Origin of the sequence: Kocuria sp. CPCC 205235, assembly GCF_040980905.1 — a bacterium.
GTDB lineage: Bacteria > Actinomycetota > Actinomycetes > Actinomycetales > Micrococcaceae > Kocuria > Kocuria carniphila.
Genome location: NZ_JAVKPR010000013.1, coordinates 12677 through 27114 on the forward strand (window position 1 = coordinate 12677; position 14438 = coordinate 27114).

A 14438-nucleotide genomic window follows, 5' to 3' on the forward strand; every position below is an offset into this window, starting at 1 on the left:
AAAAGTTAGTTGACATGGTTGAACGTTCTTGAGAGGCGTGTGAAACCCCCATCTTGATAGTGTCGTGAAGCACTCGGGCACAAGCGCCGCGCCCCACGACCTGACAGCCAATGAGAGATTCCCATGACTGATACCGAGGCCAATAACACGGCGAATAAACCGTCCGGCTCAGCACCGAGCACCGCATCAGATTCTGCGGAACAGCCGCGGCGCGACGGGCCTGTGATCCGGGCGCTCAGCGTGGTGGAGGTGCTGGGCAATAAGCTTCCGGACCCGTTCTGGTTGTTCGTGATCCTTGCGGGTATCGTCGTGGCGCTGTCCTCGCTGATGGCCAACCTGGGGGTCACCGCCGTCAATCCCGCGGACGGTGAAGAAGTAGCCATTCAGAACCTTTTGACCTCAGAAGGTGCCCAGCGGATGCTGGGGGAGGCTGTCGAGAATTTCGCCACGTTCCCGCCACTGGGCGTGGTGATCACCGTGCTTCTGGGCGTGGCCGTTGCCGAACGCACCGGTTTGATCAACACGGCCGTCAAGCTCGTGGTCTCACGTGTCTCGGCTGGCTGGTTGACCTTCGTCCTGGCCCTCGCCGGTGTCACGGGTTCCATTGCCTCCGACGCCATTGTGGTGGTGCTGATCCCGCTGGGTGCTGCGGCGTTCAAGGCCGCTGGGCGCTCTGCAGTGCTGGGTGCTGTGATCGCGTTCGTGTCTTCATCGGCCGGCTTCAATGCGTCATTGCTCGTGAATCTGACCGACCCGCTGTTGGGTGGAATCACGCAGTCTGCCGCGCAACTGGTGGATCCGGAGTACACGGTTTCGCCCATTGCCAACTACTTCTTCTCCGCGGCATCTGCCGTGGTGTTGGCGCTGACCATCACGCTGGTGTCCGAACTGGTTCTGACCAAGCTCGCCAAGCGCTTCGAGACCCACGAACTCAGCGAGGACGAGGCCAGCGACCGTGCCGAACAGAGCTCGGGTGACGAGGCCGCCACGATGACCTCCGAAAATCTCACGGTGACTTCCAAGCGTGAGATCAAGGGGCTCTATGCGGCGTTGATCGCCCTGGCGATCGGTTTGGCCATTTACTTCACGCTGATGTTCATGCCCAATACGCCGTTCCCCGGTGAGGACGGGACACCGCTCACATCGGTCCTGATCAGTGGTGTGGCCGTTCCGATCGCGTTGCTGTTCTTCCTGTGCGGCGCCGTCTACGGCTGGGTTGCCGGCACGCTGAAGAACTTCTCGGAGATCCCCTCCATGATGGCTTCGGCCATCACTCAGGTGGCCCCGCTCATCGTGTTGTTCTTTGCCGCATCCCAGTTCATTGCATGGTTCGGCTGGTCCAACATGGGCACGGTACTGGCCATCAAGGGCTCGGAGTTCCTCGGGGATGCCGGTGTCCCGACCGTGGTGCTGTTCGCCGGTTTGGTGCTCATCGTGGCGGTGCTCAACATCCTGATCACCTCCGGTTCCGCGCAGTGGACGTTGACCGCGCCCGTGGTGGTGCCCATGTTCATGTACCTGTCGATCCCGCCGGAGACCACGCAGATGCTGTTCCGTATCGGTGACTCGCCTTCCAACGTGGTGTCCCCGTTGAACCCGTTCTTCGCCATGACCCTGGGCTTCATGCAGCGGTGGTACCCCAAGGCAGGCATCGGCACGCTGATGTCCCTGACCATCCCGGTGTCCATCGCAATGCTGGTGGTCTGGTTCCTGTTCTTCCTCGCATGGTGGGGTCTGGGTATTCCGCTGGGCCCGGGTTCTCCCACCCGCTGACCGCCCACGGAGGCGCCCCCGCGGCGTCGTCGGCGTGAGGCCACAGCGATTTAAGGTTCCGTATCCCCGATTCCAGCGCTGGAATCGGGGATACGGAACCTTAAATCACGCTTGGACGGCTAAGCCCTGAGGTGACTCAGCGCTCCTCGCGCGGGGTGATGTAGCGCTCGCCGTGCTCGGTTTCCTCGAGGTCGTAGTCGCGCTCTTGTTGCTGCACGCGGTCCTCGACGGCGCGCGAATGGGTAATCGGCTCGGGGCCGCCCGTGTTCTCCGGGGTGCCGTAGGTTTCGGCCTCTGAACTGTCTCCGTCGCGGTCGGCGCGAGCGGCCTCGCTGAGATCGCGGCCTTGTGGGGAGTTCATGTCCCCTCCGGCGGTCGGCAAGTTGGGAACATTGGGGTCATGTCGACCTGCGGGCGGTTGGAATTTGCGCCCCGCCGCCATATCGGACGAGTTGACGTCGTGACCGTGCTGCGCCTCGACTTCTGCGGCATCCACGTTGGGGAAGCCCGTTTCCTTGACAGCCTTGGGAGGTCTGCCGCTGCCGCGGGCGGCTTTCTCGTCCGAGCGCGCGGCCTCGGCGCTGGTGGCGCCGTCTGTGTTGCGATTGTGGGCGTGGTGCGCGGGGTTGTCCGCGTCATCGTCGGACTTCGCGCGACGGCCGGTCTCGTGATCGTCGTCGCGGCTCACGGGCTGATCGGGGTCGTCGATTTGGCCGGCCGAAGCAATGGGGTCGGAATTCTCGGGTCGTTTTGTCATTGCTGCCTCCTCATCAGGGGTGTCACGGATGACACTCGTTAATTTCAATATTGGCACTGAACCGTCCAAAACGTAAGCATCCTGATGGGGGTGGTCCCCAGGACGGCACGAGGAAGAGCCGGGAACCGCGTATGCGATCCCCGGCCCTCTCCCGGCGCTAACCTCTCCCCGTCAGCGCGGTGTCAGCCCAGGTGGTGGACGGTTCCCAGAATGTTTTGGGCCGCCAGGTGGTCCGGATGGTTGGGGATTTCGTCGAGTACCTGCTCGATCTGCTCGCCGGTCAGCGGGGGAGTCCCTTCGCCAATGATCGAGTACAGCTGGATGTCGACCACGCGCCCGTCCCCCAGGGTCAACCCCGATGCGCCGGTGGTGGGGTCCTGAAGGCGCCAGCTCAACCGATCGGTGTTGAATGGGCCATCGGTACGTCCCACCACCACGTTCGCGGCGTGATCCGGTCCCTGGGCTTGGCCGTAGACGGTGCGGGTGTGCGTCATCGCGGGCTCAGGGGCGCCCGCCTCACGGATGTTGATTCCACCCTCGATGTAGTTGTCCGTACTGGTGATGCTCATGGACGTATCGGAGGTGGCAAAAACGTTCCAATGCTCCGGGTATGCGAAGAACAATCGCCCCTGATCCATCGCGACCAACTTCATGCCCGGGGCGTACTTACCGTTGGTGTCCAGACCCACCTGGGGTGAGTTCTCCGGAGCCACCACGGGGTAACCACCGCTTCCCGGCGCCGGGGATTCCACTGTCGGGGCCGACGGCGCTGCCGGTGCCTCGGTCGCGGGGGTTCCGGGGTTCTCGGCCGGTGGCGCTTCCGTGGCAGGTGGAGGTTGTTCCGTCACGGCGGGGATCTCCGGTGCTGGAGTGCCGTCGGCGCCCGTTGAGGGAGCTGCCACCGGTGCGGATACCGCGGGTGCTGCGGTCGTCGGAATGGAAGAAACGGGAGCGGTAATAGCGGGCTGGGTGTCGGAAGTGCGAGCGGGGGCGGGGTTTTCGGTCGTGCGGCTGGGGGCGGTATTGGCGGGTTTTTTCGGGGTGGAATCGGCGGGTGCGGCGACTGATGTGCCGTCCCCCTGATTCGACGGCGGAGCGGCGGACAGGGCCCCGCATCCGGTGAGAGCGAAAGCGGCGGTGAGTCCGAGGGAGGTAGCCCAAAACCGGGCTTTCATGTGAGTCATGTCACCTACCCTGAGCTACCATGCGCTTCTTTGCAATAGCGAATTTGCTTAAGTTATCAAGCTGTGACCTGGGGCTTAGTTCGGTAACGGGCTGGTCTCGGCCGGGCGGTCCGTGTGGGCGTACTGGGACCAGCTTCCGGGGAACAGTCGCCCGCGACCCAGCCCCGCGAACTCGGCCACCAGCAGGTTGTGGCACGCCGTCACGCCCGAGCCGCAGTAGGAAATCATGTCGCTCGCATCCGTGACTCCTGCGGCCTCGAAGTGCTGACGCAATTGCTCAATGGGCTGCAGGGTCTTGTCCGCGGCCAGGTGTTCGCGGGCAGGCACGTTATGGGCGCCGGGGATGTGCCCCGAACGCGGGTCCACGGGGTCCGGGCCGTGGCCGTCGAAACGAGTGCGGTCGCGAGCATCAACCACCGCGCCGCCGCTGGCTGCTTCGTCGATGGTGGCCAGTGACTCGCGGGGCCACGGCACGGGTGTGAACTGGGCTGAGTCGGGAGTGACGCAACGGGTTTCCAGCGAGGCGGCAGGGAAGGCGTCGATGCCGCCGTCCAGCAGGGCGGCGTCGTGACCCGTGGTGCGCAGCATCCAGACGAGACGTGCTGCCATCACTCCACCGGCGTCGTCGTAAGCGACCACCGTGGAGTCATCACCGATGCCCGCGGCGGACATGGCCGCCGCAAAGTCCTCTGGTGAGGGGAGCGGATGGCGGCCGCCCTCAGGGGATGGGGGCGCGGCCAAGGCCTCGGAAACGTCCACGAACACAGCACCGGGCAGATGTCCTTGCAGGTAGGCGGCGCGGGCGCTGCGGCCGTCCAGGTACATGCGGGCGTCCGCAAGGACCACGGAATCCCGATGTTCCTGCAGCCAGTCGGCGGTGACGAACGGTTCCATGAGGGTCTCCCTTCGAGCGTGTATCGCCACTCTACGACGCCGCTCAGCTCGCCGGAATGCCCGCACGTTACCGTTTGGTATGACTAAAAATCTGTTGCAGCGACGCAAAAGCGCTCACAAGTCCGCACTGTTCACGGGTCTGGCGCTCACCGGAATGGGTGCCCTGCACCTCGTGAAGCCGGAACCGTTCGAGCGGTTGATTCCCGAGCAGCTACCCGGAACTGCGCGGGACTGGGCGATCGGATCGGGGTATGCGGAACTGGCGACTGCCGGGCTCCTGCTGGTCCCCGCAACCCGCAAGCTGGGCGGTATCGCGGCCACGGCGCTGTTTATCGGGGTGTGGCCGGGCAACATGAAAATGGCGTGGGACTGGCGCCACCGGCCGATCGAGAAGCAACTGATTTCCCTGGGGCGCCTGCCGTTGCAGATCCCCATGATCGCGAGCGCGGTCAAGATCGCCAAGTACGCCTGACGGTTAGGTTGCCTCCGAGGCGCGTACCCACCGAGAGTGGGCCGTGCTGGCAAACACTGAGATCCCCAGCCCCGCGACCGCCCCGATGCTGAAAATGGTGCCGAACTGAGCGGCGTCGGCGAGATCGGCCGTGACGAACGTGCCGGCGGCCGCGCCCAGGAACAGCGACGTGACGAAGAACGAGATGGTGGTGGCGCGGGCCTCCGGGGAGACCTCGGTGGCCCAGCCCTGCACGGAGGAATGCAGGACCGCGTTGGCCAGCCCGATGCACACGGCCGTGATGGTCAGCGGGACCGGCGTGGCGGAAATGGCGGAGGCACCCATACCGAGCACCATGATCACGCCTCCCCACACCATGCATTGGGTGCGTGTGAAGCGTCGGGACAGCACTCGCATGATGGGGGCGCCCGCCACCACGCCCAGGCCGTAGGTCGCGCCGAGCACTCCGGCCAGTGCCACGCTCACCCCCGCGCTCTGGAGAGCGGGAACTACGTAGGTCAGGATGCCCACGAGCACGATGCCCTCCGTGAAGGCCACCGCGTAGACGATGAGCGGCCACTTGGTGAACGCGCTTCCCTTGGCCGCTGAGGTTCGCGCGGGCCTGGGGGCGCGCACGTGACGCAACAGGATCAGCAACGCCAGGCACGCCACGGCCACGATGCCGAAGACCACACGCCAACTGAGCCACGCCGCGATCGCGCCGGTGGTCAGCGTGGCCACGGCATTGCCGATCGATGAATAGGCAAGTAAGTCCGAAAGCGCATGTACCTTGGCCGGGCCGATGCGTGTGTCCCCGATGAGCGTGAGCAGCGTGGGATACAGCGCGCCCACGGTGAGGCCGGTGAAGCCGCGGGCGATCAACAGCAACGCGTAACCACTGGCCAGAACGCTGGCGATCGAACCGAGCACCACTCCGATCAACGCGACCCGCAGCACGATGTGACGCCCCCAGCGGTCACTGAGCACACCCCACAGCGGTTGCCCCAGGGCGTAAAGCAGCGAGTACACGGTGAACAACTGGACCACCTGGCGCACATCCAGGCCGGTGTCGCTGGACATGATCAGCAACATGGGCGGGGTGCCGAACCGGTCGAAGAAGGACACGAACCCCACAGCGCCCAGCGTCCACGTGGGGACCTGTGCGGGTTTGCCGGCGCTCGCGGGTGAATTCATGCTCTCCATCCTGCACCCCGATCCGGATACGCTGGAAAACATGCGCATCGCCATCGGACAGATCCTCAGCTCGCACGATCCGCAGGAGAACCTCGAGCAGGTCCAAGAGCTTGCCGCTCGCGCCGGGCAGGACGGCGCGGACGTGCTGGTGCTGCCGGAAGCCACCATGTTCGCCTTCGGCCGCAGCCTCAAGAATGTTGCTGAGCCGGTCGACGGGCCGTGGGCTCAGGCAGTGTCGGCCGCCGCTCAGGAGCACGGTGTGGCGATCGTGGCGGGCATGTTCAGCCCCGGAGACGAGGGCCGCGTGCGCAACACCGCGGTCATAGCGCTCGCGGACGGCCGTGTGCTCAGCTATGACAAGACCCACCTCTACGATGCGTTCGGATTCAAGGAATCGGACACGGTGCAGGCCGGTGCGGCACCGGTGACCTTCGATCTGGGTGGCGTGACCGTGGGCGTGGCCACCTGCTACGACATTCGCTTCCCGGCACTTTTCACCCGCCTGGCCGCCGACGGCGCTCAGGTCGTTCTGCTCGGCGCCTCCTGGGGTGACGGCCCCGGCAAGGTCGAGCAGTGGGAACTGTTGGCGCGAGCGCGAGCCCTGGACGCGACGTCGTACGTGGTGGCCGTGGGGCAGGCAAACCCGGCGTCGGTGGGTCGCGAGGTCGAGGGCAACGCACCGCTGGGCGTGGGGCACAGCCTGGTGGCCGCACCGAACGGTTCGGTAATCGCGTCCTTGGAGGATGCACCCGATTACCGCGTGGTGGACCTGGATCTGGAGCTGGTGGAGAAGACCCGCAAGGCCATTCCGGTGTTGGAGAACGCTCGCGACTTCTCGTAGCGGTTTTAAGGTTCCCTATGACTGAAATCCATGCGCGAAAACGGGATAGGGAACCAGGAATCACGGGTGATGTGCGCGCTGGGTGAACGACCGCTGACAAGGCTGAGAGCCGCGCGTAGGGTGGAAACAGTTGTCCTGATAAGCACGCTGAGTGATTCGGCGTGGGAGCAACACCACTCTTGGAGGTTCACATGTCCCAGAAGAACAACGGCCCCGTGCGCTTTGCCGTGGTGGGCGTCGGTCAGATTTCCCAGCAGGCATTCATTCCCGGGCTCTCCCGGATCGAGGATGCTGAACTTGCGGCGTTGGTGACGTCCAGCGCGGAGAAAGCGGAGGAGCTCGGCCAGGAATTCGGCGTGGCCACCTACTCCTACGAGGAATACCCGGCGTTGCTGTCCTCCGGAGACATCGACGCCGTTTACGTTGCGACCCCGGTGTTCCGGCACCGAGAGTTCGCGGAACCGGCCCTGAACGCTGGCCTGCACGTGCTGCTCGAGAAGCCCATGGAGACCTCGGTCGAGGACTGCCAGGCCATCATCGACGCCGCGGAGAAGTCAGGTGCCACGCTCATGGTCGCCTACCGGTTGCACCAGGAACCGGGCACCGTGGAGATGATCGAAAAGGTTCGGGACCAGAAGGCCATTGGAAACCCGCGTTTCTTCTCGTCCGTGTTCTCCCAGGACATCACGGAGGAAAACCACCGCGGGCACTCCGGATATTGGGGCGGACCGATCCCGGACATGGGCACCTACCCGCTCAACGAGGTGCGCCACCTGTTCGACTCCGAACCCATTTCCGTACATGCCATGGGCGTTCGCACCCCGGGCCGCGAGTTCAACTTTGATGACACCGTGGCCGTGACCCTTCGCTTCCCGGAAGATCGGGTCGCCCAGTTCACCATCTCGTACGCATCCGAAGCTGCGGACCGGTTCACGATCGCCGGCACCGAGGGTGAAATCACCGCGGAACCGTGTTTCGGTTTCGGCCCCGGCGTGGGTATCACCTACACCCTCACCAAGGACGGTAATTCGGAGAGCTTCACCCACGACCCGGTGGAGCAGTTCGGCGGTCAGACACAGTACTTCGTGGACTGCATCCGCAACGGTGAACAGCCCGAGCCCTCCGGTGAAGAAGGCCTTCTGGACACCCGCGTCCACGAGGCCGTGCTCCGTTCCTTGGAAACCGGCGAGACGGTCACTCTGGACCCGTACGAGCGTGACCGACGCGTCACCTCGGAACAGGTCCGCAGGGTCACCCCGGCCGACGAACCCGAGGATGACGAGATCGTGGACCAAGTTCCCCAGAACGGCTGATCAACCCGAGCCGTCCCAGTCTCCGGAATACAGGATTCCGGAATCCAGCCCCAAGAACTCGGCCCACAGAACGGACGCCCACCATGGCCCAGCAGTTCGAGTACGAAACCCGTCTGACCCAGCCTCGTGATGACGTCTTCGCGTGGCATCAGCGCCCCGGCGCCCTGACGAGGCTCACCCCGCCATTCGGCGGTGGGCCGGACAAGGTCACGGAGGCCCCCACGGATGGGATCGAACCCGGCTCGCGCGTGAAACTGGGGGTGTCCGTTCCGGGAACCTTCGGAACCGTGCACGTGCCGTGGACCGCGCGCCACGGTGACTGGGATCCCCCGCACTACTTCACTGATCGCATGGAACGCGGGCCGTTGGGGGAGTGGGAACACCGGCACAACTTCGAGGAGAGTCCCGAGGGCGGCACGGTCGTCCGCGATCAGGTGACGGTGCGTACCCTGCCTCAATCGCTGGAGAACGCCAGCGGTCCGAGCGACAAACTGATGCGCGGTCAGTTGGAACGCATCTTCGCCTACCGGGAACGCCAGTTGCGCGGAGACCTCGACTTCCACGATGAGCATCGCGGCCCCCGGCTGCGCATTGCCGTGGGCGGGGCCTCCGGGCTGATCGGCTCGCAGGTGTGCGCGCTCCTGGAAACCGGTGGACACGAGGTGCTGCGGCTCAAACGAGGCGCTTCATCCGGCCCCGGGGTCATCGGCTGGGGCCCGGCCAAAGGTCGACTGAACCCACACGATTTGGCGGGGATCGACGTCGTACTCCACCTGGGCGGGTCGAGTATCGCCACCCGCTTCACGGACAAGAACAAGGACGACATCCTGCGCTCACGCGTGGAGAGCACCCAGTTGTTGGTGCGGGCGATCGGGCAGGTTCCGGCGGATCAACGGCCGCGGGCCCTGGTGGTCGGATCGGCCGTGGGCTATCACGGGACTGATCGCGGTGACGAGATCCTGACCGAACAGCAACCCCCCGGTGAGGGATTCCTGGCCCACGTGTGCGACGAGTGGGAGAAAGCCGCGCACGGTGCGGAGGCTTACGGCGTGCGCGTGGTCAATGTGCGCACGGGGCTGGTGCTGACGCCCAGCGGCGGTCTGCTGCGGCCCCAATTGCCGCTCATGACCGCGGGACTGTCCGGGCCGCTGGGCGGGGGCAAGCAGTGGCAGAGCTGGATCGGGATCGACGACATGGCCGGAGCGGTTGCGCACCTGGTGCTGTCCGAGGATGCCTCCGGTCCGTACCACGTGGCCGCGCCCAACCCGGTGCGGCAGAAGGATTTTGCGCGCATCGTCGCGGGAGTACTGCACCGCCCAGCGATCGTTCCCACCCCGCTGGCCGGCCCGCGTGCGCTACTCGGTAAGGAAGCCACGGAGGAACTGATCGCGGCAAGCCACCGGGTGGACGTGTCCAAGCTCCTGAGCGCCGGCTATCGCTTCCGGCACGAGAACCTGCGGGACTGCGCGGAGCACATTTTGGGGCGGGTGGACTGAGCCGCTTGAGACGAGGCACTCAGCCCCTTGAGAGACGCAGGATTTAGTACCGCTGATCTGAGACGTGAGATCGGGTCAGCACCATCAGATACGCAATGGAGGAACACATGGGAAACACCGAAGGCAAGACCCAGGCTGTAGAGACCATCAAGGAACTGATCGACGGAATCGGCACGTGCGTCATCGCCACGCACACCGCGGACGGCGGCATCGTGACCCGTCCCATGGGCGTGCAGGACAAGGATTTCGACGGCGATCTGTGGTTCATGACCTCCCGCGATTCGGACCTGGTGGAGCAGATCACTGCCAACGATCAGGTCAATGTGACGTTCGTGGGCAAGGGCACCTGGGTGTCCCTGCGCGGACGTGCCGAGCTGGTCGAGGATCCGCAGCGCAAGGAAGAACTCGCCAGCGCCCTGACCGGTGCGTTCCTGCAGACGGACCCCAAGTCCCCGGAGGCAGCGCTGATCCAGGTCAACACCGAAGCCGGTGAGTACTGGAGCTCCGAGGGCGCCAAGACCGTGCTCGAAATCATCAAGGCTCGCGTCACCGGCGACCGCCCGGACGCTGGCCAGAACGACACTGTGCAGCTGTAACTCACCAGTTGTGCCGAGCGAGGCCCCGCGGTTACGGATTTTGAGTCCGTGACCGCGGGGCCTTGTGACGTCCGGGGCCAGTGACGTCAGGGGCCCGGGGGTGCCTTGTGACATCTCGGGCAGAGGTTAACATGGCTGTACATCTGGGGTAGAGGTTCGCAGCGAAACCGGGGATGAATCTACGTCCCTCTGCCAATAATGTTCAGGGCACCGATAACGGCGCTAACCTCTACCCCAGATGTTCACCTGGAAGCCAGGAGCGCTAACCTCTGCCCCGGATGTTCACGGGCCGATACGTGAGGACTTGTACGCGAGCTCGGAACCCGGCGACCCGGTGCCAGAGGTTCCAAGCCCCATGGCTGGCCCCCTACACCATGCCCCATCCCCCGAGGCCGCCCCCGCCTCACCCACTTGACCAACGTCACTCGGCATGGTTCGGCGAGTTTCTGTATTCTTTTCTCCGTGACATCTCAACTCTCCCGGCACGCGGCGTACTTCGGTGTACCCGCCTCCGCCGATGACAAGGAGTCGGACAGTCCGAAGAGGCTCAGTCCTCTTCCCCGATCCGGCACAGCCCCCAGCCCGCGCTGCATTGCAGCACCCATGTCGAGTGAGGTGGGCTGGTGCTGACAGCCTGGTTCCTCCTTCTCGTTTTCCTTCTCTTGGTTCTGGCCAACGCATTGTTCGTGGCCGTGGAGTTCTCGTTCCTCACCGTCGATCGGCAAGCGGTTCAGCGCGCCGAAGCGGAAGGTGACAAGCGCGCCGTCGTCATCGAACGCAGCCTCAAGAAGACGTCGACCAACCTTTCCGGTGCCCAATTGGGTATTACCGTGACGAGTTTGATGGCCGGTTTCATCACCGGCCCCGGCATCGGTGAGCTCTTACGTGGTGGTCTCGGCTGGGCCGGTATGCCCGACGCCGCGGCCACCGGTGTCGCCACCACGGCCGCGTTCATCGTGGCAACCTTCACGCAGATGGTGTTCGGTGAGCTGGTCCCCAAGAACTGGGCCATTGCGGACCCGATGCGCGTGACCCACGTGGTGGTGTACCCGCAGAAAATCTTCATGGTCCTGCTCGGCTGGTTGGTCAAGGTCCTGAACGGATCCGCGAACGCCGTGTTGCGCTTCCTGGGCTTCACACCCACGGAAGAAGTGGCCAACGCCCGTACCGCCGCCGAGCTGGCAGCCGTGGTGAACCGCTCTGGCCGCGAAGGCACCCTGGAAGCCGGAACCGCCGAATTGGTGGCCCGCTCCATCGAGTTCGGTGAGCGCACCGCTGCTGACGTGATGCGCCCGCGCCCGCGAGTGACGTTCTTAGAATCCGATGACACCGTGGAGCACATGCTGCTCACCGCAGCGGAGACCGGTCACTCCCGTTTCCCCGTGATGGGTGAGTCAGTGGACGACATCGTGGGGATCGTGCACTACACCCACGCCTTGGCCGTGCCGTTCGAGGAGCGCTCGACCAAGCGCGTGGCCGATATTGCCGCCCCGGCGGATGTCGTCTCGGAGTCCATGACCCTGGACCCCCTCATGCGCAAGCTGCGCGGCAAGGGTCTGCAAATGGCCATCGTGGTGGACGAATACGGCGGCACCGCCGGCATCGTGACCCTGGAGGACCTCATCGAGGAAATCGTGGGCGAGATCGATGACGAGCAGGACACCCGGATCCAGCGCTTCCGGCGCACCCGTGACGGCGGCCTGGTGGTTTCCGGTCTGCTGCGCCCCGACGAACTCGGCGACGTGCTGCGGCTGGACATGCCCGAAGGTGAAGAGTCGGACACCCTGGGCGGGCTCATGGCCGAAGAGTTGGACCGGCTGCCTCACGTGGGGGACACCCTGACCTTGGAAGCTGTCGACCACACACACCGTGACGAGGACGACCTGCCCACCAAGGCCAACATCCATCTGGAAGTGGTCCGCATGGATCAGCACCGCGTGGACCGGATCCTGGTGCGCCGTGAAGGTGGCGACCCGGACGAGCAAGGTGGCTCCACAACCTCCACCGAGTGGAAACCCCCGGCGGGCAGGAATGATCCTCTGGGTGGCGAACCGCGGCAGCCCGAAACCGCCGAGGAATTCCAGGCGGCGCAGGCCGGACTGCAAGGCAACCCCTCGTTCCGTCGCGATGACGACGTCTCGGTCGAGGATCCCCGAGAGGAGCAGCAGCGATGACCACCAGCACCGCCATTATCGTTCTCATCCTGTTGCTCGCGGGCAACGCATTCTTCGTGGCCAGTGAGTTCGCCATGGTCTCGGCCCGCCGCGACCAGCTGGAACCCAAGGCCGCGGCAGGCTCCAAGACCGCTAAATATGCCCTCAAGGGCATTGAAAACGTGTCGACGGCGCTCGCGGCCACCCAGCTCGGCATCACCGCGTGTTCACTGCTGATCGGTGCCGTGGGCGAGCCCGCGATCGCGCACATCATCGAGCAACCGCTCGAGTACTTCGGTGTGCCCGAAGCGTTGCTGCACCCGATTGCCCTGGTGATCGCGCTGTTGATCGTGACGTTCCTGCACATGGTGCTGGGAGAGATGGTTCCCAAGAACATCGCGATTGCTGTACCGGGCCGCTCGGCCATGGTGCTCGGGCCCATCCTGCACGGGTTCGTCATGGTGTTCCGCCCGTTTATCTGGATCATGAACGAGACGGCCAACCACCTGGTTCGTTGGTTCTTCCGCGTGGAGCCCAAGGACGAGGTCGCGTCGTCGTTCACGTCCGAGGAAGTTCGCGGGTTCGTGGCCGAATCCGGCCGCGAGGGTCTGCTCGACAACGACGAGATCCAACTGCTCACCGGCGCGTTGAACTTCGAGAACATGACCGCCAAGGATGTCGCGCTGCCCCTGAGCGGCATGCGCACCGTTCCGAGCGACATCACCGCCGCGGGTATCGAGTTGATGTGCGCGGAGACCGGCTTCTCGCGATTCCCGGTGCAGGACCAGAACGAGCGCCTCATGGGCTACATCCACACCAAGGACATTCTGGGATTGCCGGAGCAGATGCGTCACGTACCCATCCCGGCCGCATCGATCCGTCGGTTTGCGCGCGTGGCCCCGCAGGACAAGTTGCGCAAGGTCACCCGCACCATGCAGGCCGACGGCGCTCACTTCGCCCTGGTGGGCGAGGTCGCCAGGGATTCCCGCACCACGGACGAGTCGGTTGACATCGTGGCCCTCGAGGACGTGTTGGAGGAGCTCGTGGGTGAAGTCCGAGATGCCACGAGCAAGCCGGTCGCGGACTGACCTGCCACTCGAGAGCAATCCGAGCAACCGGGGCAGTCGAATCAATCGATCGGTGGATGACCCGTCCGCAACCGCACTTCCATAATGGTGTGACATCAGTTCTGTGATCCCAGGGAGAAACATGCCCAGCCAGTCAGCTTCAGCAGCATCCGGAGAGCGCGTGAACAACGCCGCGAATCCGAACACCAGCACGTCTCCGACCGACACGCCGCGCGTGAGCCCCCGGGGTCTCTACCGCGTGGTGGCCACCTCGGAGATGATCACGTGGGCGTTGCTGATCGCGGCCATGATCGGCAAGTACGCACTGGGTGCACCGGACTGGACCATGCGGATCGCAGGCAGCATCCACGGCTTCGTGTTCCTGTCCTACTGCGTGTCCACCGTGGTCGTGTGGACGGATCAGCGCTGGCCTGCGCCCAAGGGAATTCTGGGCCTGCTCCTGGCGGCCGTTCCGTTCGCAACGGTTCCCTTCGAACGTCACGTGGACCGTAAGGGTCTGCTGTCGTCGCAGTGGCGTGTGGCTCCGGCCGGTGGCGCACCGCAGAACGGCCAGGAACCTGCTCGCACTGCTGCCGAGCGGCTCCTGGCCGTGATCCTGCGCTGGCCGATTCTCTCGGCCGTGATCTTGGTGGTGTTCGTGGCCCTGTTGTTCACGATCTTGCTGAACGCAGGCCCGCCCACCGAGTGGTTCAACTAGG

Annotated in this window: 13 protein-coding genes; 9 read left to right on the forward strand and 4 right to left on the reverse strand. The window is 64.7% G+C overall.

Annotation, left to right across the window (positions count from 1 at the left end; all coding sequences use genetic code 11):
* Window positions 1-123 precede the first annotated feature (123 nt).
* Entirely contained in the window at window positions 124-1773 is a 1650-nt protein-coding gene (locus RF638_RS10100) for an AbgT family transporter (protein ID WP_344225567.1), read from the forward strand.
* Window positions 1774-1909: 136 nt separating this feature from the next.
* On the opposite strand, the gene RF638_RS10105 is transcribed toward RF638_RS10100, so the two are convergent.
* The 3 genes from RF638_RS10105 to RF638_RS10115 form a co-directional block, all read right to left on the reverse strand.
* Entirely contained in the window at window positions 1910-2530 is a 621-nt protein-coding gene (locus tag RF638_RS10105; RefSeq protein ID WP_344225566.1) for a hypothetical protein, read from the reverse strand.
* 182 nt (window positions 2531-2712) lie between these two features.
* Entirely contained in the window at window positions 2713-3714 is a 1002-nt protein-coding gene (locus RF638_RS10110) for a hypothetical protein (protein WP_368841960.1), read from the reverse strand.
* Between the two features lie 75 nt (window positions 3715-3789).
* Window positions 3790-4608 (reverse strand): sulfurtransferase, encoded by an 819-nt coding sequence (locus RF638_RS10115; RefSeq protein WP_368841961.1) that lies wholly within the window; start codon window positions 4606-4608, stop codon window positions 3790-3792.
* 79 nt (window positions 4609-4687) lie between these two features.
* Here RF638_RS10115 and RF638_RS10120 point away from each other — a divergent pair, with 79 nt between their 5' ends.
* Entirely contained in the window at window positions 4688-5080 is a 393-nt protein-coding gene (locus RF638_RS10120; protein ID WP_016997644.1) for a hypothetical protein, read from the forward strand.
* A gap of 3 nt (window positions 5081-5083) precedes the next feature.
* Here the strand turns inward: RF638_RS10120 and RF638_RS10125 are convergent, their stop codons facing one another.
* The gene (locus tag RF638_RS10125; protein ID WP_368841962.1) at window positions 5084-6253 is read right to left on the reverse strand and encodes an MFS transporter; all 1170 of its coding nucleotides are present in this window, start codon (window positions 6251-6253) and stop codon (window positions 5084-5086) included.
* Between the two features lie 40 nt (window positions 6254-6293).
* Here RF638_RS10125 and RF638_RS10130 point away from each other — a divergent pair, with 40 nt between their 5' ends.
* The 7 genes from RF638_RS10130 (at window position 6294) to RF638_RS10160 (ending at window position 14437) form a co-directional block, all read left to right on the forward strand.
* Complete coding sequence (locus tag RF638_RS10130) at window positions 6294-7094, forward strand: carbon-nitrogen hydrolase family protein (protein WP_368841983.1); 801 nt, start codon at window positions 6294-6296, stop codon at window positions 7092-7094.
* A 191-nt stretch (window positions 7095-7285) separates the two neighbouring features.
* The gene (locus RF638_RS10135; RefSeq protein ID WP_016997641.1) at window positions 7286-8407 is read left to right on the forward strand and encodes a Gfo/Idh/MocA family protein; all 1122 of its coding nucleotides are present in this window, start codon (window positions 7286-7288) and stop codon (window positions 8405-8407) included.
* Window positions 8408-8490: 83 nt separating this feature from the next.
* Complete coding sequence (locus RF638_RS10140) at window positions 8491-9903, forward strand: TIGR01777 family oxidoreductase (protein WP_368841963.1); 1413 nt, start codon at window positions 8491-8493, stop codon at window positions 9901-9903.
* A gap of 107 nt (window positions 9904-10010) precedes the next feature.
* Window positions 10011-10499, forward strand: coding sequence for a pyridoxamine 5'-phosphate oxidase family protein (locus RF638_RS10145; RefSeq protein ID WP_016997640.1), 489 nt, complete (start codon window positions 10011-10013; stop codon window positions 10497-10499).
* A gap of 623 nt (window positions 10500-11122) precedes the next feature.
* A complete protein-coding gene (locus tag RF638_RS10150; RefSeq protein ID WP_259915850.1) occupies window positions 11123-12673 on the forward strand; it encodes a hemolysin family protein in 1551 nt (516 codons plus the stop codon).
* Window positions 12670-13740 carry a hemolysin family protein gene (locus tag RF638_RS10155; RefSeq protein ID WP_259915852.1) on the forward strand — a complete coding sequence of 357 codons (1071 nt, stop codon included), beginning with the start codon at window positions 12670-12672 and terminating at the stop codon, window positions 13738-13740. Before RF638_RS10150 ends, RF638_RS10155 begins: the two co-directional genes overlap by 4 nt.
* Window positions 13741-13861: 121 nt before the next feature.
* Window positions 13862-14437, forward strand: coding sequence for a DUF3817 domain-containing protein (locus RF638_RS10160; RefSeq protein WP_311198964.1), 576 nt, complete (start codon window positions 13862-13864; stop codon window positions 14435-14437).
* Window position 14438 lies beyond the last annotated feature (1 nt).

Coding starts and splice junctions, on each gene's coding strand:
- RF638_RS10160 (WP_311198964.1), top strand. CDS start 13,862: ATGCCCAGCCAGTCAGCTTCAGCAGCATCCGGAGAGCGCGTGAACAAC.
- RF638_RS10155 (WP_259915852.1), top strand. CDS start 12,670: ATGACCACCAGCACCGCCATTATCGTTCTCATCCTGTTGCTCGCGGGC.
- RF638_RS10115 (WP_368841961.1), bottom strand. CDS start 4,608: ATGGAACCGTTCGTCACCGCCGACTGGCTGCAGGAACATCGGGATTCC.
- RF638_RS10140 (WP_368841963.1), top strand. CDS start 8,491: ATGGCCCAGCAGTTCGAGTACGAAACCCGTCTGACCCAGCCTCGTGAT.
- RF638_RS10100 (WP_344225567.1), top strand. CDS start 124: ATGACTGATACCGAGGCCAATAACACGGCGAATAAACCGTCCGGCTCA.
- RF638_RS10130 (WP_368841983.1), top strand. CDS start 6,294: ATGCGCATCGCCATCGGACAGATCCTCAGCTCGCACGATCCGCAGGAG.
- RF638_RS10110 (WP_368841960.1), bottom strand. CDS start 3,714: ATGACTCACATGAAAGCCCGGTTTTGGGCTACCTCCCTCGGACTCACC.
- RF638_RS10125 (WP_368841962.1), bottom strand. CDS start 6,253: ATGAATTCACCCGCGAGCGCCGGCAAACCCGCACAGGTCCCCACGTGG.
- RF638_RS10120 (WP_016997644.1), top strand. CDS start 4,688: ATGACTAAAAATCTGTTGCAGCGACGCAAAAGCGCTCACAAGTCCGCA.
- RF638_RS10145 (WP_016997640.1), top strand. CDS start 10,011: ATGGGAAACACCGAAGGCAAGACCCAGGCTGTAGAGACCATCAAGGAA.
- RF638_RS10135 (WP_016997641.1), top strand. CDS start 7,286: ATGTCCCAGAAGAACAACGGCCCCGTGCGCTTTGCCGTGGTGGGCGTC.
- RF638_RS10105 (WP_344225566.1), bottom strand. CDS start 2,530: ATGACAAAACGACCCGAGAATTCCGACCCCATTGCTTCGGCCGGCCAA.